This is a genomic window from Clostridium sp., from assembly GCF_051278035.1.
Classification (GTDB): Bacteria; Bacillota; Clostridia; order Clostridiales; family Clostridiaceae; genus Clostridium_AD.
This window is the reverse complement of sequence record NZ_JBNMNU010000007.1, coordinates 26727-48880: the sequence shown is the minus strand read 5'-3', so window position 1 is coordinate 48880 and position 22154 is coordinate 26727. Positions and strand designations below refer to the sequence as shown.

The following is a 22154-nucleotide window of genomic DNA, read 5'->3' as shown; positions in this document are numbered from 1 at the left end:
CTACATATTCTTTTCGGATTATTATAACCACGTTAAACCCGTAAACTAATGAAACGCCTTATACCGAACGGTACGTAGGGTGTTGTGAAAGGGGCGAAACATTTTAATTGTTAGCTTCTATTCGATTTATAGAGGAGGATTTAAAAGTTATGAAAAAAACAAAATTACCTAAAGGCCAGCATGAAGAGGAAGTTGAAAATGTAAAAGATTTGCTTCATAGAGGCATGGGCGTTATAGAAATTGTAGGTTTAACAAGTCTAAATGAAGAAGAAGTCATAGAAATTAACAATACCCTTAAATAAAAGTAGGTAAAAATAAGATGTATTAAACTAAATAATTTGTAAAGGATAATAAGTGTAATATATAACTTAGGCAAGTACAAACTACCTTTAAGAAATGCAAGTTCTTACAAAACTTACGAATAAATTTGAGGAGGTAAAATTATGGCGAAAAAAGGAATGAGTAGACCTACACCACCACAAGTTCAACCTAAAGGCGATAATAATAAAAAAATGAAGAACAAAGATGCAAAGAGAGTTCCAGAGGTAGGCAAATAGAAAAATAAGAAAAAGCTGCTTATTATAAGCAGCTTTTTCTATGAACTAAAATTATTCGTAAATACCAAATCCAGTGAGAATTAATACATCCCAATCAATCTCTTCATTTTTAACCCAATTGTATTCGATGCAAAGTTCTTTCAACCAAGCATTAAGGCCGCTACTTTTTTTGCTAACATTTGGAGCTTGTCTCCCAAAACTTTCTTTTATGGTTTGGAGTAAATCTAATTGATCGTCTTCTCCTAGTTCTTTATCAAGCATTTCTTCAATAATGTCACAACACTCCTCATAACATTTCTTATCATCAGCATATAGTTCATCAGCTAATAATTGTCTTTTGTTATTCATAGTAGTTTGAACATCTTTAATTTCTTCTAAATTAGATAAGTATTTCTTAGCTATATTCATAGCGGCAATTTCATTATCAATTTTTGTTATTACTCTTTCTAATTTGGCATTTCTCATTTTAATCTTCTCGCTTTACAATTTTATTTAGTTATTGTTTAAGTCATAGTTAAAGAATAACTAGTGTGTATAATAGTATGTTTTTTATTTGGTTTATGACGATAAATTAATTATATCATTAAATTTATTATGATACAAAATTCTATTTTCTAAACTAAAACATTTTAACTTCACATTAGTCAATATAAAAGATGGAAATTTATATTTATATGATGTAAAATTAGAATAACTTAAAGCATGAAAATTATACGTAATAAATATGATGAGATGAGGAGTAGTTATATGATTGACAGAAAGGAATATCTAAAAGATGTAACAAAAGTTGTGGTAAAGGTTGGCACCTCAACATTAACTCACTCTACAGGACTATTAAATTTAAAGCATATAGAGAATCTTGTACGCCAATTAGCAGACATTCATAATGAAGGAATTCAGGTTGTACTAGTAAGTTCAGGAGCTATAGCAGCTGGCATGGGAAAATTAGGTCTTAAGGTAAAACCAAAAACTATTCCTGGAAAACAAGCGGCTGCAGCTGTGGGTCAAGGGACCTTAATTCATATGTATGAAAAATTCTTTTCGGAGTATGGCAAGACTATAGCACAGATTCTACTTACAAAAGATGATATCGTGGATAAAAAAAGATATTTAAATGCGAACAATACATTTAAAGCATTGCTATCGCAAGGAGTTATTCCAGTAGTAAATGAAAATGACGCTGTGGCTACTGATGAAATAAAGGTTGGAGATAATGACACATTATCTGCTATGGTGACCAAGGTAATAGGTGCAGATTTGCTTATAATACTATCAGATATTGATGGATTATATGATTCAAATCCTAGGACAAATCCTAATGCTAAATTTATCTACAATGTAAAAGAAATAACTGATGAAATTGTGAATTCAGCAGACGGCGTAGGATCAGATCTTGGAACAGGTGGTATGGCAACTAAAATTAAGGCAGCAAAAATTGTAGTAGCTGCAAATGCTGATATGATTATTGCAGAGGGGTCTGAGCCTAACATTATTAGTGATATTCTAGATGGGAAAGAAATAGGTACATTATTTGAAAGAAAGTCAATTTAGAGAATAAAACACTATAGATATTATTAAATTTTAATAATATCTATAGTGTTTTTTATATTTAAGGGTACTAGAACTATTCCATTTCTTCCACCATTGAATTGTTACTGGAACATTGTTTCCTATAGTCAGTTGGCGTTAAGCCCGTATATTTTTTAAAAAAGCGAGAAAAGTAGGCTACATGATTAAAGTTAAAAATATAGCTTATTTCACTTATACTCGAATTTGCGTGATTCATATACTGTTTAATGGCAATAATTCGATGCTCATTAATATACTCGGTCAAGGTTCTACCCACTTCTTTTTTAAAAGCAGTACATAGGTAATTGGGATGCACGTTTGCAAAAGAAGAAAGTTCTTTAAGGGATACATTGTTTTCTATATTTTTATTTATATAGGTTATCACTCTGTTAATGAGTGAATTGTAAATAGTTCCTTTATACTTTTTTAAAACTTTAATAAAGTCATATAACATTTTGTATTCTAATGCCTTAGCTTCATCTACAGTAATAGTTTCATCAATAAGATTAATATAATAATCACTTAACATAAAGGATGTCTCAGTATCAAGTCCTACTTCAATTACAGCTCGCGTAAAGAATGTACAGGAGCCTATTAGAGAATACTTAAGGGAAATAAGTGGTCTCTTAGACAGCTCAGCACGTTCAAGGGAATTGATTTGTTTTAAGGTTTCAATACTTTTATCGTTATCCATCTGTTGAATAGCTTGTACTAGCATACACTCAAGTGCATAAGGAGGGTGGATATAAGAGGTATATCTATTTTTAGACATTGTTATTTCAAGTTTTTTATAAATATTATCCATTAGATATCACCTCACAAAAATTAACATTAATAAAGTATAAAATATATGAACATTGTATAAAAATTATACTATTTTTTGTATATAATGTCAATATACTTTACAATAAGAAGTAACAGTTCTTCTTATTGTAAAGGTATTCATTAAATTTTAAATCAAAAAAGAAAATAAAAAATGGGGGGAATTAGCATGAAAAAATCTATTGGAACAATTCTAGCTATTGTATTAGCATTATCAACAATGACTGGATGTGCAACGAACAACAGTAACGGTGATGCGAAAACACCAGAAGCTACTAAAAAAGAAAAAGCAGTAATCACAGTAATTCAAAATAAGGTTGAAATTCAAGAACAGATTGAAGATGCAGCAAAGACATTCAATGAGTCTCAAGAAGATGTTGAAGTACAAATCTTAGGTTCTACAGGAGATGCTTTGGTAACAACGTTACAATCACAGTTTGCATCCAGCCCAGAAAAAGCACCTACACTATTTACATGTGAAAGTGGTAGCCAGTTTGATAAATTCTTCGATTTTATGGCTCCACTAGACTCTGCAAAAGCAGCAGCAAAAATATCTAAAGGACAAGCCGATGACGCAATGAAAGATGGCAAGCTATACGGTCTACCAATGGCAATCGAAGGTTTTGGATTAATATATAATAAGACAATGTTTAGTGAAGCAGGAATAGATGCAGCTACTATTAAGACAACGGATGATTTAGTAGAGGCAAGCAAGAAACTTGCTAAGGTTAAAGGCGTTAAAAGCCCAATAGCTTTTGCAAAAGAAACTTATTTCCAATTTATGCACCCATTTAACTGGCCATTTGCAACAATGAGTAACTACAAAGAGGTTATTCCTAAAGTTATAAGTGGAGATTTAAAACTAAAAGACATTCCAGAAGTTATGCAATATGCAAAAGATTTAGAAAAGCTAAAACCATATACAAATCTTGCTAAAGATAGTTATGACGATCAAGTTGCAGGATTTGCACAAGGGTATTTTGCAATGATTCATCAAGGAAACTGGGCGCAAGGAATAATTGACGAATATAAAGTTGATTTTGAATATGGTATGATGCCAATGCCTATAAATGGTAATGAGTCATTATCAGTAGGAAATTCGAACTTCTTTAGAGTAAATAAAGCTGCATCCGCAGAGCAACAAGCAGGAGCAATTGCGTTCCTTGACTGGTTATTTACAGATCCAGTTGGACAATCATATGCAACTGATAAGTTCAACGTAATTCCAGCATACGATGGCTTTGATACTAGCAAATTAGATGTTTTATCTAAGGAAATTGCAACATATTCAGAAGAAGGAAAGACTATCCCATGGACATTCAATTTGTTTCCAGCAGGTGTAGATAAGGATTCTTCAAGTGCAATGGAAAAATTCTATGCAGATAGAATAAATGCAGAGCAGTTATTAGATGAAATAAACACTGTTTGGGTTAATGCAGCAAAATAATAAATATAATTAGACTAAAAGCCTCTTTAAGAGGCTTTTAGTCTAAATAATAAAAATGGGATTGGAGGTTTAAGAATGGATAAAAAGCTCAAAAGCAAAATTACTACAGCTTTGTTTGTTACTCCTTCGTTGTTTATATTTATAAATGTAGTTATAATTCCCTTTGTTATGGGACTAGTATATTCATTTACAAATTGGGATGGGTTTGCTTTTAAAGGACCTACATTTGTAGGGTTTGAAAATTACACCGCAGCTTTTGGTGATGGAAAGTTTATGACATCTTTTCTCCTTACAACAAAATATACTTTTGTTATGATTATTCTAGTGAATATTGTAGGGCTTTCACTGGCACTACTAGTAACTTCAAAAATCAAACACAAGAATTTTTTCAGGGGGGTATATTTTTTACCAAACTTAATTGGAGGACTTATTTTAGGTTTTATATGGAAATTTGTATTTACAAAGTTTTTTGAGGAGTTTGGAGTAGTTACACATACAGAAAAGATATTCTTTAATTGGCTAGATGGACCTACTTCGGCCTTTTGGGCACTAGTTATTGTAGGGGTATGGCAAATGGCAGGGTATGTAATGGTAATATATATAGCTTCTATAGAGAGTATATCAGAGGACGTTATGGAAGCAGCTAGTATAGATGGGGCAAATAACTGGACTAAATTCAAAAAAATAACGCTTCCGCTAATAGCTCCTGCTTTTACAATAAGTTTATTTGTAACACTATCTACTTCCTTTAAACAATATGATACTAATCTATCATTAACAAATGGTGGACCCTTTGGAAGTACAGAACTTGTTACTATGAATATTTTTTCTACTGCCTTTAGTTATAACAAGTATGCACAGGCACAGGCAAAGTCCATTATCTTTTTCTTGGTCATAATGATAATTACTGTTATACAAATTTATACTACTAAGAAAAGAGAGGTGGATATGTAATGAAAGCAAAGTTTAAAGCATCCACAATATTTGTTATATTAGGGTTTATAACAGCGGCATTAACCTTATTCCCTATGTATATTATGGTGGTGAATTCCTTTAAGAGTAGAGCGCAGATATTTATTGACACCATGGGACTTCCAAAATCATTAGATTTCTCTTTTTATATAACAGCAATTGATAAAATGAATTTTTTAAGCGCATTGTTAAATTCATTATTTGTAACAGTTACAAGTATTAGTTTAATAATAATTTTTTCATCTATGGCATCATGGGCATTAGTTAGAAGTAATTCAAAGCTTGCAGATTTTGTACTATACACTTTTGTAGTAACGATGCTTGTTCCTTTTCAGTCTGTTATGATTCCCTTAATGCAGTACATGAGTGGCTGGGAAATGAAAGCTATTAATTTTACAATGATAGATAGTTTTTATGGGCTGATCTTTATGTATATTGGGTTTGGATCCAGTTTATCAATATTTCTATATCATGGCTTTATTAAGAGTTTTCCACGATCACTTGAAGAAGCAGCAATGATAGATGGATGCAATAAGTTTCAGGTATTTTGGGGGATAGTATTTCCTAACCTTAAGCCAATTACAGTCACAGTAGCTATTTTAAATGTAATATGGATATGGAATGATTATCTACTACCATCTTTGGTACTTAGAAGTCCAGGACTTAGAACAATTCCTCTTTCAACCTTCTATTTCTTCGGTGAATTTACAATACAATGGAATCTTGCAATGGCAGGTCTTGTTCTTACAATTATACCAATAATAATATTCTATTTATTTTCACAAAAATATATTATTAAAGGTGTTATGGCAGGAGCAGTAAAATAACTTAGAGTTAGAAATCATGGATAACTCGGAAAGAGAGTAGCTTTATGAAAAATGAATGGATTATAAGTGATAATAGTTTAAATATAGAAGATCTTTTGAAAAATGAAAGTATCTTTAATGTTTCAAATGGATATATAGGAATTAGAGGAAATTTTGAAGAGGGATATTTAAAGACTTACCCAACAGTTAGGGGTACCTATATAAATGCTTTTTATGAAGAAGTTCCTATACAATATGGCGAAAAAGCATATGCGTTTCCAGAAATTATGGAAAAAATAGTAAATGTTACAGACGTGCAAAATGTTAATATAATAATTGATGGAGAAAGATTTTCTCTGTTTAGTGGAACTGTAAAAAGTCTACACAGATATCTTGATATGGAGAATGGATGTTATGTGAGAGACATATGGTGGGTTTCACCCCGAGGATTCGAACTTAAAATAAAAATAACAAGACTCGCTTCACTTAAATACTTAGAATTATTCGCTATTCACTATGAAATAGAAAAGGTCAATTTTAATGAAGGTATTACTATAGAATCTGAAATTAACGGTGATGTATCAAACTTTACAGATGAGAGTGATCCACGGGTTGCAGCAGGACACGCTAATATTTTATCAGTAAAGTCCAAAGTGGCTCAAAATGGTATTATGCAGGTAGTGTCTGAGACTGAAAATTCTAAGATGTCTGTAGCAGTTACAACAAAGCATAGCCTAAGTGTAAATTATGAAGCTTCTATTGTAACCGGAGACAGTGGAGTAAAAGCTACTTTTAAAACAGACCCTTCGAAAAGTGTAATAAACTTTACAAAATATAATGTTTACACAGATTCAAGGCGTTACAAAAGCGTAGAGTCACAAGGTATAGATTTAATAGAGAAGATTAGCTGTGAACCTTTTAAGAAAGTTTTAGAGCGTCAAAGGGAATATTTAAATGAATTTTGGAGTTTAGCAGATATCAATATTGATGGAGATGAAAAACTAGAGCTGGGGCTAAGATACAATTTATTTCAACTTCTTCAAGCAGTAGGAAAGGATGATAAAAGCAACATACCAGCAAAGGGGTTAAGTGGAGAAGGCTACGAAGGGCATTATTTTTGGGATACTGAAATTTATATACTTCCGTTTTTCACTCTATGCTATCCGGATCTTGCAAAAGGAATTTTAAAATATCGATACACAATTTTAGATAATGCAAGGCAAAGATCAAGAGAGATGGGACATAAAAAAGGAGCAGCTTACCCATGGAGGACTATAGCAGGGAAGGAATGTTCGTCGTTTTTCCCTGCTGGGACTGCTCAATACCACATTAATGCTGATATAGCTTATTCTTATATACAATATTATTTAGCAACGGGAGATATTAATTTTATAAAAGAATTTGGGGCAGAGGTTGTTTTTGAAACTGCTAGAACATGGATTGAAATAGGGCATTTTCATAAGGGATTATTTAAAATTGACGCTGTAACAGGACCAGATGAATACACTGCTGTAGTAAATAATAATTACTATACAAATGTTATGGCAAAGTATAATTTAAAATGGGCATCAAAATTGTATTATGAACTATTAGACATAGACCCAGAAATGCTAAAGAATTTATGTAACAAAATAAGTCTCAATGAAGAAGAAATAGGGCAGTTTGTATGCGCCTATAAAAATATGTACTTGCCATATAATCAAGAACTTAAAATTAATGCTCAGGATGATACGTTCTTATCTAAAGCAGTATGGGATTTTGAAAATACACCTGAAGATAAATATCCTCTATTACTAAATTATCATCCATTGACTATTTACAGATATCAGGTATTAAAGCAAGCAGATACGGTACTTGCTCATTTCCTTGTGGAAGATGATTCGGATTTTGAGACTATTAAAAATTCTTATGATTATTATGAAAAAATAACAACTCATGACTCTTCATTATCTTGTGCTGCCTACAGTATTATGGCATCCAAAATAGGTTATATAGAGAAGGCATACGAATATTTTATAGAAACAGCAACACTGGATTTGGATGATACTCATGGGAACACAAAGGATGGAGTTCATACTGCTAATATGGGTGGAACCTGGATGGCATTGGTGTATGGATTTGCAGGTCTTAGAATAAAAGAAGACTATATTTCCTTATCACCTAAGCTCCCTGAACATTGGAGTGAACTTAAATTTAATTTTTTGTACAAAGGTGCTCAGGTTCAGGTGGATGTAAAAAAAGATAAAACATATGTAACTATCCAATGTGAATTCCCTATTAAAATTAAAGTGAACAATATACTATACGAAATTGTCAAAAGTGAAAAAATAGAAATAGTGAATTAATTTATGAGCAGTAAAAATAAGCAGGGTTACCCTGCTTATTTTTTAGGTTAATAAATATAGTGATTATTCAAATGTAATATGATATTCTTAAATTGGATTTATTAAACACTTTATATAATGACTAATATACTAGGAGGAAATATATGATTGACTTAAATATAGGACAAATAGCAGCATTTGTTACAGCTATTTGTTGGACAGTAACCCCAATTGCTTTTGAAGCAGCTGGGAAAAGAGTAGGTTCACTTTCTGTGAATTTTATAAGACTTATTATAGCATTTTTGCTAATTGCAATATATACTTTTTTTACAAGGGGAATGTTTTTACCCTTAGATGCATCAGCATCTGTATGGATGTGGCTAAGTATTTCTGGAGTTATAGGCTTTGTTTTAGGCGATTTATTTTTGTTTGAAGCCTTTGTACTTATAGGGTCCCGTATATCTTTACTAATTATGGCTGTGGTTCCTCCAATAACAGCATTGGTTGGATTTATTATTCTAGGGGAGCGACTTACAATTTTAGACCTACTAGGAATGTTTGTAACAATGGGTGGTATCTTTCTTGTAATACTAGTTAAAGGATCTAATGAAAAAAAAGTTGAATTATCTCATCCTTTAAAAGGTATTTCTTATGCATTTATCGGAGCAATAGGACAAGCCGTAGGCATGGTGTTCAGTAAACTGGGTATGGGAAGTTATAATGCTTTTGCTGCAACTCAAATTCGAATTATAGCTGCTACTGTTGCCTTTGCGATAATAATTACACTAAGAAAGAATTGGAGCAAAATAGCTCTATCACTTAAAGATTTAAAGGCTATAAAATACATTTCTATAGGGTCATTTTTTGGACCGTTTATAGGGGTATCATTATCCTTATTAGCTGTGCAATATATTTCTACTGGGGTTGCGGCAACAATTGCTTCTGTTTCACGTATTTTAATTATACCAATTTCTATAATTGTATTTAAAGAGAAGGTATCAGCAAAAGAAGTATTAGGGGCAGTTATAACTATAGGCGGAGTTGCAATATTATTTATGTAAATAATATATAATATGGGATATTAATGATATAATCAACCTATACTTTAGTATGAAATACTTTAAAGGGGGATTGTGTAATGACAATTAATTATGCTCATAGAGGTGCAAGTGCGTATTTCCCGGAAAATACAATACTTTCTTTTGAGAAGGCTTTGGAAATGGGATGTACAGGTATAGAAACAGATGTGCAGATGACCAGAGATGGAGTATTAGTTCTTATTCATGATGAAATGGTGAATAGGACAACAAATGGAGAGGGACTTGTAGCGGACTATACTTATAGTGAACTAAATAAGTTAGATGCTGGGTCATGGATGGGTGAAGAATTTAAAGGTATTAAAATTCCCACAGTAGAAGAGCTAATTTACCTAGTCCAAGATAAAAACATTATTATTGATTTTGAAATTAAAAGTGGTGTAGTAATATATGAAAATATTGAGCAAAAACTTATTGAACTTATTTATAAGCATAGGATTGTGAATAAAGTTATTTTATCCAGTTTTAACCACTATTCTATAGCTAAGTGTAATAAAATATCAAAGGAAATTAGTACAGGGGTACTCTATATGGCAGGAATTTATAAGCCATATGACTATGCGAAAACTGTTGGAGCAAATGCTATACATCCATATTTTTTGGCGGTGAATGAAGAAGTAATAAAACAAACTAAAAAGCACAAAATTAAGGTGAATGTGTTTACTGTGGATGATGAGAAGTATATGAAATCTTTCTTGGAAATGAAAGTTGATGGCATTATAACTGATTATCCAGACAAACTTAATAAATTAATGAAGGACAGTAATTATGAAAAATAAACGAAATATATATATAGTCTTGGGTATAGTATGTGAAATTTATTTTATAGGAACCATAATATTTGGAGGTAGAGTAACTTTTGCGGAATTTTATCTTGGACTTGGATTATTATTAATAGCATTAGGTTTATTTAACAGAAGCAATGATGGTGAATACACTTTGTTAAGGCCAGGTAAAATTAAAACAGTTATAAAAATTTGTTTTTTTATGGGACTAGCTTCATTTGTAGTATTAGAAGCTGTGATAATTGGAGCAGCAGTATCTAAGCATAGTGAAAAAACTGATTATTTAATAATACTTGGGGCAGGACTTAGAGAAGAAATTCCTTCAACGGCACTTTACCAAAGGCTTTATGCAAGTTTAGAATATATCGAAATGAATCCTTTAGTAATGATAGTAGTTTCAGGGGGACGAGGTCCGGGTGAAACTATCACTGAGGCTGAGGCTATGAAAAGATTTTTAATTAAAAATGGAGTAGCAGAGAATCAAATAATAAAGGAAGAAAAATCCACTAGCACTCTAGAAAATATGAAATTCACAACAGTGATTTTAGAGGAAATAGAGAAAAGAAAAAATATAGAAGTAACTATTGTAACAAATAATTTTCATATGTTCAGAGCTAAATTTTTAGCACAAAGGCAAGGCCTAAAGGCTTATGGATATCCATCACCACTTCATCCAATGCTTGTTCCCACTTTATTTGTTAGGGAATATTTGGCGGTAATAAATTCTTTTATTTTTGATAGATAATTATGTGATTTATAAAGTTCATCTAAAAATTACAAAACAGGGAAATAAGAATAATTCTTATAAGCCCTGTTTTTTTATTTAGGATTTTCTCCATAAATTATTGCTACATCTTGTTCTTGAATAAGTGTTATTGAAAGATTTATTATTATATTTTCTTTGATAGTATTGAAATTGATTTCTATAGGGAAGTCTTCATTAAAAGGTGTTTTGTCAAGAAGGGTATATGTTTCATAAATATTATATCCTTTTAGTTCACAATTTATAGGTGGAATATTGCACTTAATATATTCATTAGTAATATCTGCACAATTTGGTGATATATAAAGGGGGATAGGATCTAGAATTTTTGTTTTAGATAAAACTGGGGGGGCGCTGTACTGTATTAAAGTAGTACAATTAAAAGGGATATAAATTATAACCGATTCAGTATCTAAATTAATTATGTTGTCTTTCGATGATTTTGCTATAGAAAAATCTAATTTGTTTCTAACAAAACCCTCTAAAAAGAGTTTTCCTTTAGAATGGCTATAAGTATCATGCCCCTCATATATAGGGAGTAGTGTACTATTAGTTAAATATACGTCCTTTTTCATATTTTTTATTTCTAAGGCAGGGGTTTTTAGTCTAAATATTGATTCAATCGGAGTGCCGAAAGTTTTTTCTGATATTATTATTGGGATTTTTGATATTAAACTATTATCATTTTTTTCATCGGGAATATTTTCAGTACAACATGTTTCTTGTAAGAGTTTCAAAATACCAAGTATTTTTTTTAGTCTTAATTTATCATAGCTATTATAAGTTTTCAATGCAAAGCTCCTTATTATAGGGATTGGGAAATAGTAATGAATTAGGCTTAGAATATATAAAACAACCGTTCTTCTAAAGGTTTATATTAGGGTTAGAAGAACGGTTATACTAAATTCTTATAGTGTAGCAGCAGGACCTGGGATATTTACTTGTTGTACTTGTAATACTTTAATCCTAACATATATAACCATTTTTTCGATTATTTTATCATAAAGTTTTACCTTTGAATTAGAATTAGTGTGATGTTTTATAGGAGATCTTAAAAGATCTGCTTCAATGATTCTTACTTCTTCTAATTCACAGTATGGTTTTTCAGTAAAAATTGTACTTTCTTCAAAAGATAGTTCGCATGACGATTTTCCCATATGAATATCTTTACAGTCTTCATGTGAGGTACTTAATAAATCTACTTCAGTTTGGACTCCACGGAAATTAACTACTGGTGGAACAACGTAGGTAACTTCTGTTACAGCTGTAAATTTGGTATCTATAGTTGTATGAGCTATTCTACCACTTACAACTTTATCCCCTACACAGTCAGCAGTAGCATATTCAATATTTTTTCTAACATATCCACTTATAAATAATTTTCCAGTTACAGGAACGCCATCTACAATTACTCCAGACCTAGGAAGTAAAGTACACTGAGTTAAATATACATTTTTCTTTATTCTTTTGATTTCATAGAATGGTTCTTTTAATCTAAGCTCAGCTTCAACATCTATTTGAATCTCTCTTTCAGCTAACACTACAGGAATTTTAGCTACAAGAGGGGCGTTTATACCAGTAGGCATAATAAAAACTCCATCACTTAAGGGTAAAGTTTGTGAGCTAATAACTTCACCACAGTAATTGCAAGGTGGGGCAGTTTGATTTTTTTCCAAGAAAATTCCTCCTTTTTATAAAGGTCCTAAGACCTACTACATATTATGATGGAAGTAATAAATTGTTACTGTTAAATGTAATATTTACACGTCAAAATTGCACAACTCAGCTAAGTAACATTCCTTTGCTGAAGCATCTGCCATTGGAATGTTTACTTGTTGTAGTTGTAAAATTTTTATTGTTACATATATAACCATTTTCTCAACTATTTTATTATAAAGTTTAGTAGGATGCTTTATAGAATCTCTATTTAGGTCTGCTTCGAAAATCCTTACTGATTCTAATTCGCAGTACGGATTTTCAGTGAATATAGTATTCTCTTCAAAAGATAGCTCACATAAGGATTTTCCCATAGAAATATCTTTACGATCATGACATGTGGAACCACTTAACAAATCTATTTCAGTTTGAACTCCATGAGCATTAACTATTGGAGGTATTGCATATTGAACTTCTGTTACAGCTGTAAATTTGGTATCTATTGTTGTATGATATATTCTACCACTTATACCTTTATCCCCTACACAGTCAGCAGTAGCGTATTCTATATTTTTCCTTACATATCCACTTATAAATAACTTTCCAGTTACAAGAACGCCATCTACAATTCTGCCTGACCTTGGAAGCAAAGTACACTGGGTCAAATATACATTTTTTTTTATTCTTTTAATTTCATAAAATAATTCTTTTAATTTAAGTTCGGCTTCAACATTTATTTGAATTTCTGTTTCTGCAAGTACGACAGGAATTTTAACAACTAGTGGTCCATTAATACCAACTGGTATAATGTTAACTCCACTACTTAAAGGTAATGTTTTTGAACTAATATCACCACAATTAACGCTTGGGTGAATAGTTTGATTCTCTTCCAACGGAATTCCTCCTTTTTTTAAGGGGATTAAGGCCTACTAGCATGATATGAGGGAAATAAAAGAAAGGTTACTTTTAGTGCTATTATATTTAAAATCTTATATATGAAAGATAAAAGTATAAAACAGTTGAAAAAGTATAGGGAAATGAAGTAATATATAAACAAGTAGGATATAATAGTTTAGTAGTAAGGTATAGCATTAAATTAATATTTATACTGGAGTTGTTAATTATGTCGGAACAAAATAAAATTGATGATGGAGTTAGTGTTAAAGAAAAAATTGAAATAAAGATAAAGAAACCTGGAATTTACAGAGTCATCATTCATAATGATGATTATACAAGTATGGAATTTGTCGTTCAGGTTTTAGTTGGAGTTTTTAAAAAACAGGTTGTGCAGGCTACAAAAATCATGTTTGATGTCCATAAAAAAGGTAGCGGCACTGCAGGAATATATAGCTACGACATGGGTGTAACAAAAATTGCCCAAGCTATAGAAATGTGTGAAGAAAGTGGTTTCCCATTAAAATTAACCTTAGAAGAGGAGTAATTATGCAATTAGATAATATAGTAAATGAGATTATTACAGCGGCTTATAATGAAGCACAAATGTCCAAACATGAATATTTCACTCCAGAACATATTTTATACGCTTCTTTATTTTTTGAAGAGGGTATTGATATAGTAGAAAATAGTGGTGGAAATATTAAAAGACTTAAAAAACAGATAGTTAAATTTTTAAAGGAAAATATAGAGGTTGTAGAAGATACAGAGCCAATACAATCAATTGGGATTCAAACAATATTATCAACAGCAGCAGATCATGTTATGCTTTCGGGAAAAGAAATGGTTAGGATAGGTGATGTGATTGTAGCTATGTATGATGATGAAGAAAGTTTTGCTTCATATTTTCTACGCAAACAGCAAATGAAGAGGAGAGATCTTCTTAATTATATAGCTCATGGAATATCTGTAGTAGATACTTTTGACTTTGATGGTACCATCATTAATGATGTAGAAGAGGCAATTGACTTTGAAGAAAATAAAGAAGAAATAGAATACGATTTTGATGAAGAGAAAAGTAATCCAAAGAGTGAAGGAAACTTTTTAAATAATTTCACGGTGGAGCTAACAGAAAAAGCCAGAAGAGGAGAAATGGACCCTCTTATTGGAAGACATGATATTCTTCTGAGAACCTTACAGATATTATGTAGGAGGCTTAAAAACAATCCAGTACATGTGGGGGAACCAGGGGTAGGCAAGACTGCCATCACTGAGGGTCTCGCTCAATTAATTGTTGAAGATAAAGTGCCAAATTTACTTAAGGGAAGTAAGATATACTATTTGGATATGGGAGCTCTCCTTGCTGGTACAAAGTATAGAGGCGATTTTGAAGAGCGCATTAAAAAAGTACTTACAGAAATTAGTAAAGTTGAAAAACCTATAGTTTATATTGATGAAATCCATACAATAGTTGGCGCAGGAGCAGTTTCAGGAGGATCTTTGGATGCTTCTAATATACTAAAACCTTTTCTTGCGGATGGTAAAGTAAGATTTATTGGCTCAACTACTTATGATGAATATAAAAAACATTTTGAAAAAGATAGTGCATTAGCTAGAAGATTTCAAAAAATTGAAGTGCCGGAGCCTTCTACTGAAGATGCTTTTGATATTCTTATGGGACTTAAGGATAGATATGAATCCTACCATAAGGTTACCTACGAAAAAGAAGCACTAAGAACAGCAGTAGAATTATCTAGCAAGTATATTAACGATAGGTATCTTCCAGATAAAGCTATAGATGTTATGGATGAAGCAGGTGCTTATGCTAGACTTTATTCTGAGGAAAGTGAAGAAAATATTGTAATTACAGTAGGTGCAGTAGAAAAAGTAGTAGCTTCTATTGCAAAAATTCCAGAGCAAAGTGTATCAACTAATGAAACGTTAACACTAAAAAATCTAGACAGCAATTTAAATAAACAAGTTTTTGGCCAAAGTACTGCCATAGACACGCTAGTAAGAGCTATAAAGAGGTCTAGGGCAGGTTTTAATGAAGAAGAAAAGCCAGTAGCATCGCTCCTTTTTGTAGGTCCTACAGGAGTAGGGAAGACAGAAATAAGCAAGCAATTATCAAAGAGCCTCGCTATTCCACTTATTAGATTTGATATGAGTGAATACCAAGAAAAGCATACTGTGGCTAGACTTATTGGTTCACCACCAGGATATGTGGGTTATGAAGAAGGCGGACTATTAGTTGAGGCAATGAAAAAAAATCCTCAATCTGTGTTACTTTTGGATGAAATTGAAAAAGCACACCCTGACATATTAAATGTGCTTTTACAGGTTATGGACTATGCAACACTTACAGATAATACTGGTAAAAAGGCAGATTTCAGAAATGTGATTTTAATAATGACATCTAATGCAGGAGCGAGAGAGGCTAGTAAACATGTAATTGGCTTTGGAGACAGACTAGGGTCTGAAGGAGCGATAACCAAAGAAGTAGAAAGAGTATTTTCTCCGGAATTTAGGAATAGATTAGATAACATAATTGTATTTAATAAAATTGATGAAGCTATGGCTCTTAAAATAGCTAAGAAGGCAATGAAAGAATTTGAAGAAAAACTTCTAACTAAAAATATAAGATTAGTGGTTACAGAAAATTTATATAAATGGTTGAGTAAAAAGGGATTTTCTGAGGCTTACGGTGCCAGAGAAATAAATAGAGTAGTTCAAAAGGAAATAAAAACTTATTTTGTAGATGAAGTACTATTTGGAGATCTTTCTGAAGGTGGCAGCGCAACAGTTGACATTGTTGATGATAAACTTAAAATTGTTAAAGGTAAATAATAAAAGGATGTTGCGTTTAAGCAACATCCTTTTAATTGAAAATTAATATAACTACCGTGTTGGAATAATCTCTATCCAATAGCCATCTGGATCCATGATAAAATAAATCCCCATAGGTTTATTTTCAAAACATATACATCTCATTTCTTTATGGAGTAGGTATGCTTCATCAAAATTGTCTGTAACTACAGCAAGATGAAACTCGTTTTCCCCCAAATTATAAGGTTCAGTTCTATCGGTCATGAAAGTTAGCTCTAACTTATGTGAAGAAGTTTCATCACCTAAAAACACAAGAGTAAAGCTATCATCCGGTGCACTAAATCTCCTAGTTTCTACAAATCCTAAAGCATTTTTATAAAATTCTACGCTTTTTTCTAAATCTAATACGTTTATATTATTATGATCAAAAGAAAACTTCATTTAACATAACCACCTTTTGTATAAAAATTAATATATAATGTACATTATATCATTAATTTACAAGGAGGAGAAATTTATGAATAAAATTGAAACTGAAATATACTATATATACCACAGTGGGTTTGTTATTAAGACTAAAGATCACTTCTTAATATTTGATTTTTATAAGGAGCCTCAGGGAAATGAGGTTACTAGTAATAAGCCAGAACTTCTATCACCTGAAAATATTAAGGAAATGAAGAATGTTTTTGTGTTCACATCTCATAGTCATGGCGATCATTATAACCCTAGTATTTTGAAATGGGAAAACTATAATAGCAATATACAATATATATTTAGTAGTGATATTAAAATAAATAAAGAAAAATCAAACTATACATTTATAGAAGAAGGCCAAGAAAAATTAGTTAAAGATATTTATGTTAAAGCTTATGGTTCAACAGATATTGGTATATCGTTTCTCGTGAAAGTTGATGGATTAACTATTTTTCATGCAGGTGATCTTAATTGGTGGCATTGGAAAGAAGATAGTGTAGAAGAAAAATCTCTTGCAGAGTCCTCTTTTAAAGCTGAGGTTGAGAAATTAAAAAGTGAAAAACATATTGATATAGCTTTTTTTCCTGTAGATCCAAGACTCCAAGAGTTTTATTATATAGGTGGAGAGTATTTTGCAGAAAAAATTCAACCTAAAATGCTAATACCTATGCACTTCGCGGATGATGTTAGTATTACTAAAGAATTTTATGATAGGATTAAAATGCCAAAAGTAAAAGTAATTCAGATTGATCATTCTGGTCAAAAGATAATATATTAAAAAAATTTTAATATATCTGTATAAATAAAGCTGTTTATGTTAATCATTTAATTAAACCAAATAAAAAAGCACCACATGCAATATTTTTTTTAGTCCCCCTAAACTAATATTGCATAGGGTGCTTTTTATATTGTCATAGATTTGTGGATAAAATTTACAAAGGAATATATAAACTATTGAGAAATTAGTTTTTTATATACAGAATACAATAATTGTGATAAATTTATTAAGTGAAAGTCAAAATTGAATCGTGTACAAAATAAGTACAAGATAATATATGAAGGTAGGATAAAGTAAATGAGAATAGATACAAAAAATGAAAAGATTTTAAATTATTTATACATTATTATTGGAGCCACAATACTTGCAGCAGGAGTTAATATGTTTTTAGCACAATTGAAACTCGTAACAGGTGGAGTAGCAGGGCTTGGAATTATTATTGAATATGTTGCTGAAAAGCATTATGGAATAGCAGTACCTTTATGGTTTACTAATATTGTGGTGAATATACCATTACTTATCATTGCTATGAAATTAAAGGGTAGAGAATTTGTGGGTAAATCTATGTTCGCTGCGGCATATCTATCTTTTGCACTTTTCTATACAAGCTATATACCTGCACCACAGGTAGATCTTTTGATAGCTAGTATATTTGGTGGAGTATTAGTTGGAACAGGCTTAGGATTTATATTAAGAGCATCTGCCAGTACTGGTGGAACAGATTTAGCTGCCAATATTATAAAAGTTTATTTGAAGAATGTTCCTATAGCTAGAATTATTTTAGTGATTGATTCAACTATAGTAACAATAGGTGCTTTTGTATTCGGAGCTCAAAAGGCTATGTATGCACTTATATCTATATACATAGTTACCAAGGTTATAGATAGTATACTTGAAGGAATAAATTTTTCCAAAGCGGTAATCATTATTTCGGATAAGTCTATTGAAATATCGGAAATATTAATGATTGATTTAAAAAGGGGTGTTACAGGAATAAATGCTACTGGTATGTATACAAAGGGTGAAAAGCAAATGTTATTCGTAGTAGTTGGTAAAAATGAAATAGTTCCTCTTCAAAAAATGGTTAAAGATATAGATAAAAATGCTTTCATTACTATTGCAGATGTAAGAGAAGTACTGGGTGAAGGATTTACGAATTAAGTAATTTAGGAAACATTTTCAAAGTATAATTGAAACTTCTGTTGCGCAAACTAACTGCAGAAGGGAAGTGATTATATAATGAGTGATAAATTAAATGGCAAACCTGTTACATTTGATCACCCAGAAAAACTTACTGAGGGGGTCTCTTTAGAAAAAGGAGATGTTGTAGCAAAATCCTTTATAAGTGAAGTAGATGGAGTTGTAAAATCCAATATCGTTGTTGAAAACAAAGTCACTGGAGAAACAGCTAAAAGAGATTCAGTTATCGGTGAAATAGATCAAATTGAAGACGAAGAAATAGATGAAGACGGGTACGAAGAGTATTAATTTTTCAGTAAATATAGCTATTAGTGGATAATAGAACCAAATTAAGAGCAACTATTAGATTATTAATGGTTGCTTTTAGTTTTTTATTTTATTTAAAAAATAAATTGACAATTATTATTAAAAATATTATAATTTTAAGTAGAATATAAAAATAATTAATGCACATGCTAATTATTAAGATTTTAAATGTAAAAACTGTGAAGAGAAGAGTAGATATAAAAGGTAGTCAAAGCGAGTTGGTGATGGTGAAAGGCCAATGCGAAGTTTATATTGAAGAACGTCTCAGAGTTTCTAACCGAAATCCTTAAGGGTAGTAGGCTTAGACGGGTCCAATCCGTTAAATATTGGGCAGTATCGAATGTATAGTTCTGTACTGATTAGAGTGGTCATATTTTATGACAAATTGGGTGGTACCGCGAAATTATAACTTTTCGTCCCTTTATTATTAAGAGACGGAGGGTTTTTGTTATTTTAGAAAGTATAATATTAGGAGGAGGTCAATTTTATGGAAAAATTGTTAGTAAAACAAATTTACAGAGAAAAAGAAAAATATGGGGATGAAACAGTATCTATCTCTGGATGGATACGAACTTTAAGATCTTCTAAAGCTTTTGGATTTATAGAAGTTAATGACGGAAGTTTTTTTAAAAACATTCAAGTTATTTTCGAGGAAGACTTAGAAAACTTTGAAGAGATAGCTAAGCTACCTATAAGCTCTTCTTTAACAATAGAAGGAAAGTTAGTTTTGACACCAGATGCGAAACAACCCTTTGAAGTTAAGGCTACTAAAATACTTGTAGAGGGGATGTCAGATACTGATTATCCGCTTCAAAAGAAAAGGCATTCTTTTGAGTATCTAAGAACCATTGCACATCTTAGACCTAGGAGTAATGCTTTCTCAGCAGTGTTTAGAGTTCGTTCACTAACTGCTTTTGCCATTCATGAGTTTTTTCAAAAGAGAAACTTTGTATACACCCATACACCAATAATCACAGGTAGTGATTGTGAGGGTGCGGGTGAAATGTTTAAAATATCTACCCTTGATTTCACGGATATGCCAACGGATCGGGATAAAAAAGTTGATTTCACTAAGGATTTCTTTGGTAAAGAAACTAGCTTAACTGTAAGTGGGCAGCTAGCAGCAGAGGCGTTCGCACTAGCTTTTAGAAATGTTTATACTTTCGGACCAACATTTAGAGCGGAAAATTCTAATACAGCAAGACATGCGGCTGAGTTCTGGATGATAGAACCTGAAATAGCTTTTGCAGATTTAAATGATGATATGGAACTTGCAGAAGATATGATGAAATATGTTATAAAATATGTTATGGAAAATGCTCCAGAAGAGATGGAATTTTTCAATAGTTTTGTAGATAAAGGGCTAATCGAAAGATTAAATAATGTTGTAAATGCAGATTTTGGTAAGGTTACATATACTGAAGCTGTGGATATTTTACAAAAATCAGGGAAGCAGTTCCAATACCCAGTAACTTGGGGTTGTGATCTACAAACTGAGCATGAAAGATATTTAACAGAAGAAGTTTATAACAGACCACTATTTGTAACTGATTATCCAAAAGAAATAAAATCTTTTTATATGAGAGTAAATGAAGACAATAAGACAGTTGCTGCTATGGATTTACTTGTACCAGGAATAGGAGAAATTATCGGTGGAAGTCAAAGAGAAGAAAGACAAGACATATTGGAAGCTAGAATGGAAGAATGCGGTCTTAACACGGAAGATTACTGGTGGTATTTAGAGCTAAGAAAATACGGCGGAACTAAGCATGCTGGATTTGGGCTGGGATTTGAAAGAGCTATTATGTATATTACAGGTATGAGCAACATAAGAGATGTTATTCCATTCCCAAGAACAACTGGGTCTGCTGAGTTTTAATTTAACAATGTATATAGCAGCTTCCAAAATACATAGATCTTTATGTATCTAAATTGGGAGCTGCTTTAATTTGCGCGTAGATAGTGGTTACACTATCCGGGAGTAATAGGAGAGGATGAATATGAAAAAAATTATTAAAGAATATATCTTTATAACTATTGGGCTAGCACTTGTAACTGTAGGATTTTATTTTTTCCTCATGCCAAATGATTTGGCGGTAGGAGGAGTTAGCGGTCTTGCTATGATTGTAAATTGGTATATTCCAGAGATTACCATTGGCGCTATAATGCTTGTATTAAATATAATTCTATTTATCATAGGATTTGTATTCATAGGGTCTAGTTTTGGAGTTAAAACCATATACTCTAGCTTGGGATTATCGGGTATGGTATGGGTATTAGAAAAGTTTTATCCTATGAGTGGGAGTATAACAAATGATTTATTTCTAGAACTAATCTTTGGAATATTAATTGGAGCAGTAGGACTCGGTATGGTGTTTAATCAAAATGCTTCCACAGGTGGTACTGATATAATAGCTAAAATACTTAATAAGTATTTCAACTTAGACATTGGCAAGGCTTTGCTTTTAGCTGATTTTTTTATAACTATATTGGCAGTTATAGCATTTGGTCCTAAAATTGGAATGTATGCCATGCTTGGAGTTATTATTAATGGGTTTACTATAGATGCGGTAATTGCAGGAATGAATATCTATAAAAAAGTTGAAGTGGTTAGTGAAAAAGGAGAAGATATAAAAAAATTTGTTATTGAAAAGCTAAATAGGGGAGCTACTTTATATACTGCCAAAGGAGCTTATACAAATGAAGAAAAAGAAATTATAACTACGGTTCTAGATAAAAAGCAGTTTATAAAACTTAGAAATTATATAAAAGAGATTGATAAAAAGGCTTTTATAATCACTTATAACGTACATGAAACACTGGGAGAGGGTTTTAAGGATATTAATGAATAAAAATATAAAAGCTACTGATAAAA

The 22154-nt window shown here is 31.5% G+C and carries 22 protein-coding genes and 1 other annotated feature; of the genes, 16 read left to right on the top strand and 6 right to left on the bottom strand.

Going from position 1 to position 22154, the window contains the following annotated elements:
- Nucleotides 1-149 precede the first annotated feature (149 nt).
- On the top strand, nucleotides 150-302 hold the full coding sequence (locus ACJAX4_RS02420) for a hypothetical protein (RefSeq protein WP_435787861.1): 153 nt from the start codon (nucleotides 150-152) through the stop codon (nucleotides 300-302).
- A gap of 306 nt (nucleotides 303-608) precedes the next feature.
- Here the strand turns inward: ACJAX4_RS02420 and ACJAX4_RS02415 are convergent, their stop codons facing one another.
- A complete protein-coding gene (locus tag ACJAX4_RS02415; protein WP_435787860.1) occupies nucleotides 609-1022 on the bottom strand; it encodes a hypothetical protein in 414 nt (137 codons plus the stop codon).
- Between the two features lie 282 nt (nucleotides 1023-1304).
- On the opposite strand from ACJAX4_RS02415, the gene proB reads away from it, so the two are divergent.
- Nucleotides 1305-2108 carry a glutamate 5-kinase gene (gene proB / locus ACJAX4_RS02410; protein ID WP_435787859.1) on the top strand — a complete coding sequence of 268 codons (804 nt, stop codon included), beginning with the start codon at nucleotides 1305-1307 and terminating at the stop codon, nucleotides 2106-2108.
- Nucleotides 2109-2181: 73 nt separating this feature from the next.
- Here the strand turns inward: proB and ACJAX4_RS02405 are convergent, their stop codons facing one another.
- Nucleotides 2182-2931, bottom strand: a complete 750-nt coding sequence (locus ACJAX4_RS02405) for a helix-turn-helix domain-containing protein (protein WP_435787858.1) — start codon at nucleotides 2929-2931, stop codon at nucleotides 2182-2184.
- 186 nt (nucleotides 2932-3117) lie between these two features.
- Between ACJAX4_RS02405 and ACJAX4_RS02400 the strand changes: the two genes are divergently transcribed.
- The 7 genes from ACJAX4_RS02400 (at nucleotide 3118) to ACJAX4_RS02370 (ending at nucleotide 11124) form a co-directional block, all read left to right on the top strand.
- The gene (locus tag ACJAX4_RS02400; protein WP_435787857.1) at nucleotides 3118-4395 is read left to right on the top strand and encodes an ABC transporter substrate-binding protein; all 1278 of its coding nucleotides are present in this window, start codon (nucleotides 3118-3120) and stop codon (nucleotides 4393-4395) included.
- Nucleotides 4396-4470: 75 nt separating this feature from the next.
- The gene (locus ACJAX4_RS02395; RefSeq protein WP_435787856.1) at nucleotides 4471-5349 is read left to right on the top strand and encodes a carbohydrate ABC transporter permease; all 879 of its coding nucleotides are present in this window, start codon (nucleotides 4471-4473) and stop codon (nucleotides 5347-5349) included.
- Nucleotides 5349-6194, top strand: coding sequence for a carbohydrate ABC transporter permease (locus ACJAX4_RS02390; RefSeq protein WP_435787855.1), 846 nt, complete (start codon nucleotides 5349-5351; stop codon nucleotides 6192-6194). Before ACJAX4_RS02395 ends, ACJAX4_RS02390 begins: the two co-directional genes overlap by 1 nt.
- Before the next feature lie 44 nt (nucleotides 6195-6238).
- Nucleotides 6239-8518 (top strand): glycoside hydrolase family 65 protein, encoded by a 2280-nt coding sequence (locus ACJAX4_RS02385; protein WP_435787854.1) that lies wholly within the window; start codon nucleotides 6239-6241, stop codon nucleotides 8516-8518.
- A 143-nt stretch (nucleotides 8519-8661) separates the two neighbouring features.
- Nucleotides 8662-9558 (top strand): DMT family transporter, encoded by an 897-nt coding sequence (locus ACJAX4_RS02380; protein ID WP_435787853.1) that lies wholly within the window; start codon nucleotides 8662-8664, stop codon nucleotides 9556-9558.
- 77 nt (nucleotides 9559-9635) lie between these two features.
- Nucleotides 9636-10373 carry a glycerophosphodiester phosphodiesterase gene (locus tag ACJAX4_RS02375; RefSeq protein WP_435787852.1) on the top strand — a complete coding sequence of 246 codons (738 nt, stop codon included), beginning with the start codon at nucleotides 9636-9638 and terminating at the stop codon, nucleotides 10371-10373.
- Complete coding sequence (locus ACJAX4_RS02370) at nucleotides 10363-11124, top strand: YdcF family protein (protein ID WP_435787851.1); 762 nt, start codon at nucleotides 10363-10365, stop codon at nucleotides 11122-11124. The genes ACJAX4_RS02375 and ACJAX4_RS02370 overlap by 11 nt, the downstream gene beginning before the upstream one ends.
- A gap of 74 nt (nucleotides 11125-11198) precedes the next feature.
- Here ACJAX4_RS02370 and ACJAX4_RS02365 read toward each other — a convergent pair whose 3' ends face one another.
- From ACJAX4_RS02365 to ACJAX4_RS02355, 3 genes are all read right to left on the bottom strand, one after another.
- The gene (locus ACJAX4_RS02365; protein WP_435787850.1) at nucleotides 11199-11933 is read right to left on the bottom strand and encodes a hypothetical protein; all 735 of its coding nucleotides are present in this window, start codon (nucleotides 11931-11933) and stop codon (nucleotides 11199-11201) included.
- Between the two features lie 117 nt (nucleotides 11934-12050).
- Entirely contained in the window at nucleotides 12051-12818 is a 768-nt protein-coding gene (locus ACJAX4_RS02360) for a CsxC family protein (protein WP_435787849.1), read from the bottom strand.
- Between the two features lie 84 nt (nucleotides 12819-12902).
- Nucleotides 12903-13691, bottom strand: a complete 789-nt coding sequence (locus ACJAX4_RS02355; RefSeq protein WP_435787848.1) for a CsxC family protein — start codon at nucleotides 13689-13691, stop codon at nucleotides 12903-12905.
- Between the two features lie 230 nt (nucleotides 13692-13921).
- Between ACJAX4_RS02355 and ACJAX4_RS02350 the strand changes: the two genes are divergently transcribed.
- Nucleotides 13922-14239, top strand: a complete 318-nt coding sequence (locus ACJAX4_RS02350; protein WP_435787847.1) for an ATP-dependent Clp protease adaptor ClpS — start codon at nucleotides 13922-13924, stop codon at nucleotides 14237-14239.
- A 2-nt stretch (nucleotides 14240-14241) separates the two neighbouring features.
- Nucleotides 14242-16539 carry an ATP-dependent Clp protease ATP-binding subunit ClpA gene (clpA, locus tag ACJAX4_RS02345; protein WP_435787846.1) on the top strand — a complete coding sequence of 766 codons (2298 nt, stop codon included), beginning with the start codon at nucleotides 14242-14244 and terminating at the stop codon, nucleotides 16537-16539.
- Nucleotides 16540-16590: 51 nt separating this feature from the next.
- Here the strand turns inward: clpA and ACJAX4_RS02340 are convergent, their stop codons facing one another.
- Nucleotides 16591-16959 (bottom strand): VOC family protein, encoded by a 369-nt coding sequence (locus ACJAX4_RS02340; RefSeq protein WP_435787845.1) that lies wholly within the window; start codon nucleotides 16957-16959, stop codon nucleotides 16591-16593.
- A 76-nt stretch (nucleotides 16960-17035) separates the two neighbouring features.
- Here ACJAX4_RS02340 and ACJAX4_RS02335 point away from each other — a divergent pair, with 76 nt between their 5' ends.
- From ACJAX4_RS02335 to ACJAX4_RS02315, 5 genes are all read left to right on the top strand, one after another.
- Nucleotides 17036-17773: an MBL fold metallo-hydrolase gene (locus tag ACJAX4_RS02335; protein ID WP_435787844.1), complete on the top strand. Its 738-nt coding sequence runs from the start codon at nucleotides 17036-17038 to the stop codon at nucleotides 17771-17773.
- 297 nt (nucleotides 17774-18070) lie between these two features.
- Nucleotides 18071-18934 (top strand): YitT family protein, encoded by an 864-nt coding sequence (locus tag ACJAX4_RS02330; protein ID WP_435787843.1) that lies wholly within the window; start codon nucleotides 18071-18073, stop codon nucleotides 18932-18934.
- 78 nt (nucleotides 18935-19012) lie between these two features.
- The gene (locus tag ACJAX4_RS02325) at nucleotides 19013-19261 is read left to right on the top strand and encodes a hypothetical protein (protein WP_435787842.1); all 249 of its coding nucleotides are present in this window, start codon (nucleotides 19013-19015) and stop codon (nucleotides 19259-19261) included.
- Nucleotides 19262-19449: 188 nt separating this feature from the next.
- Nucleotides 19450-19703, top strand: a binding site (T-box leader).
- A gap of 63 nt (nucleotides 19704-19766) precedes the next feature.
- Nucleotides 19767-21158, top strand: coding sequence for an asparagine--tRNA ligase (asnS, locus tag ACJAX4_RS02320; protein WP_435787841.1), 1392 nt, complete (start codon nucleotides 19767-19769; stop codon nucleotides 21156-21158).
- Between the two features lie 121 nt (nucleotides 21159-21279).
- On the top strand, nucleotides 21280-22131 hold the full coding sequence (locus ACJAX4_RS02315; RefSeq protein ID WP_435787840.1) for a YitT family protein: 852 nt from the start codon (nucleotides 21280-21282) through the stop codon (nucleotides 22129-22131).
- Nucleotides 22132-22154: the final 23 nt, after the last annotated feature.

Excerpts from the sequence above, each read along its gene's own strand:
- ACJAX4_RS02420 (WP_435787861.1), top strand. The coding sequence starts at position 150 with ATGAAAAAAACAAAATTACCTAAAGGCCAGCATGAAGAGGAAGTTGAA.
- ACJAX4_RS02415 (WP_435787860.1), bottom strand. The coding sequence starts at position 1,022 with ATGAGAAATGCCAAATTAGAAAGAGTAATAACAAAAATTGATAATGAA.
- proB (WP_435787859.1), top strand. The coding sequence starts at position 1,305 with ATGATTGACAGAAAGGAATATCTAAAAGATGTAACAAAAGTTGTGGTA.
- ACJAX4_RS02405 (WP_435787858.1), bottom strand. The coding sequence starts at position 2,931 with ATGGATAATATTTATAAAAAACTTGAAATAACAATGTCTAAAAATAGA.
- ACJAX4_RS02400 (WP_435787857.1), top strand. The coding sequence starts at position 3,118 with ATGAAAAAATCTATTGGAACAATTCTAGCTATTGTATTAGCATTATCA.
- ACJAX4_RS02395 (WP_435787856.1), top strand. The coding sequence starts at position 4,471 with ATGGATAAAAAGCTCAAAAGCAAAATTACTACAGCTTTGTTTGTTACT.
- ACJAX4_RS02390 (WP_435787855.1), top strand. The coding sequence starts at position 5,349 with ATGAAAGCAAAGTTTAAAGCATCCACAATATTTGTTATATTAGGGTTT.
- ACJAX4_RS02385 (WP_435787854.1), top strand. The coding sequence starts at position 6,239 with ATGAAAAATGAATGGATTATAAGTGATAATAGTTTAAATATAGAAGAT.
- ACJAX4_RS02380 (WP_435787853.1), top strand. The coding sequence starts at position 8,662 with ATGATTGACTTAAATATAGGACAAATAGCAGCATTTGTTACAGCTATT.
- ACJAX4_RS02375 (WP_435787852.1), top strand. The coding sequence starts at position 9,636 with ATGACAATTAATTATGCTCATAGAGGTGCAAGTGCGTATTTCCCGGAA.
- ACJAX4_RS02370 (WP_435787851.1), top strand. The coding sequence starts at position 10,363 with ATGAAAAATAAACGAAATATATATATAGTCTTGGGTATAGTATGTGAA.
- ACJAX4_RS02350 (WP_435787847.1), top strand. The coding sequence starts at position 13,922 with ATGTCGGAACAAAATAAAATTGATGATGGAGTTAGTGTTAAAGAAAAA.
- clpA (WP_435787846.1), top strand. The coding sequence starts at position 14,242 with ATGCAATTAGATAATATAGTAAATGAGATTATTACAGCGGCTTATAAT.
- ACJAX4_RS02340 (WP_435787845.1), bottom strand. The coding sequence starts at position 16,959 with ATGAAGTTTTCTTTTGATCATAATAATATAAACGTATTAGATTTAGAA.
- ACJAX4_RS02335 (WP_435787844.1), top strand. The coding sequence starts at position 17,036 with ATGAATAAAATTGAAACTGAAATATACTATATATACCACAGTGGGTTT.
- ACJAX4_RS02330 (WP_435787843.1), top strand. The coding sequence starts at position 18,071 with ATGAGAATAGATACAAAAAATGAAAAGATTTTAAATTATTTATACATT.
- ACJAX4_RS02325 (WP_435787842.1), top strand. The coding sequence starts at position 19,013 with ATGAGTGATAAATTAAATGGCAAACCTGTTACATTTGATCACCCAGAA.
- asnS (WP_435787841.1), top strand. The coding sequence starts at position 19,767 with ATGGAAAAATTGTTAGTAAAACAAATTTACAGAGAAAAAGAAAAATAT.
- ACJAX4_RS02315 (WP_435787840.1), top strand. The coding sequence starts at position 21,280 with ATGAAAAAAATTATTAAAGAATATATCTTTATAACTATTGGGCTAGCA.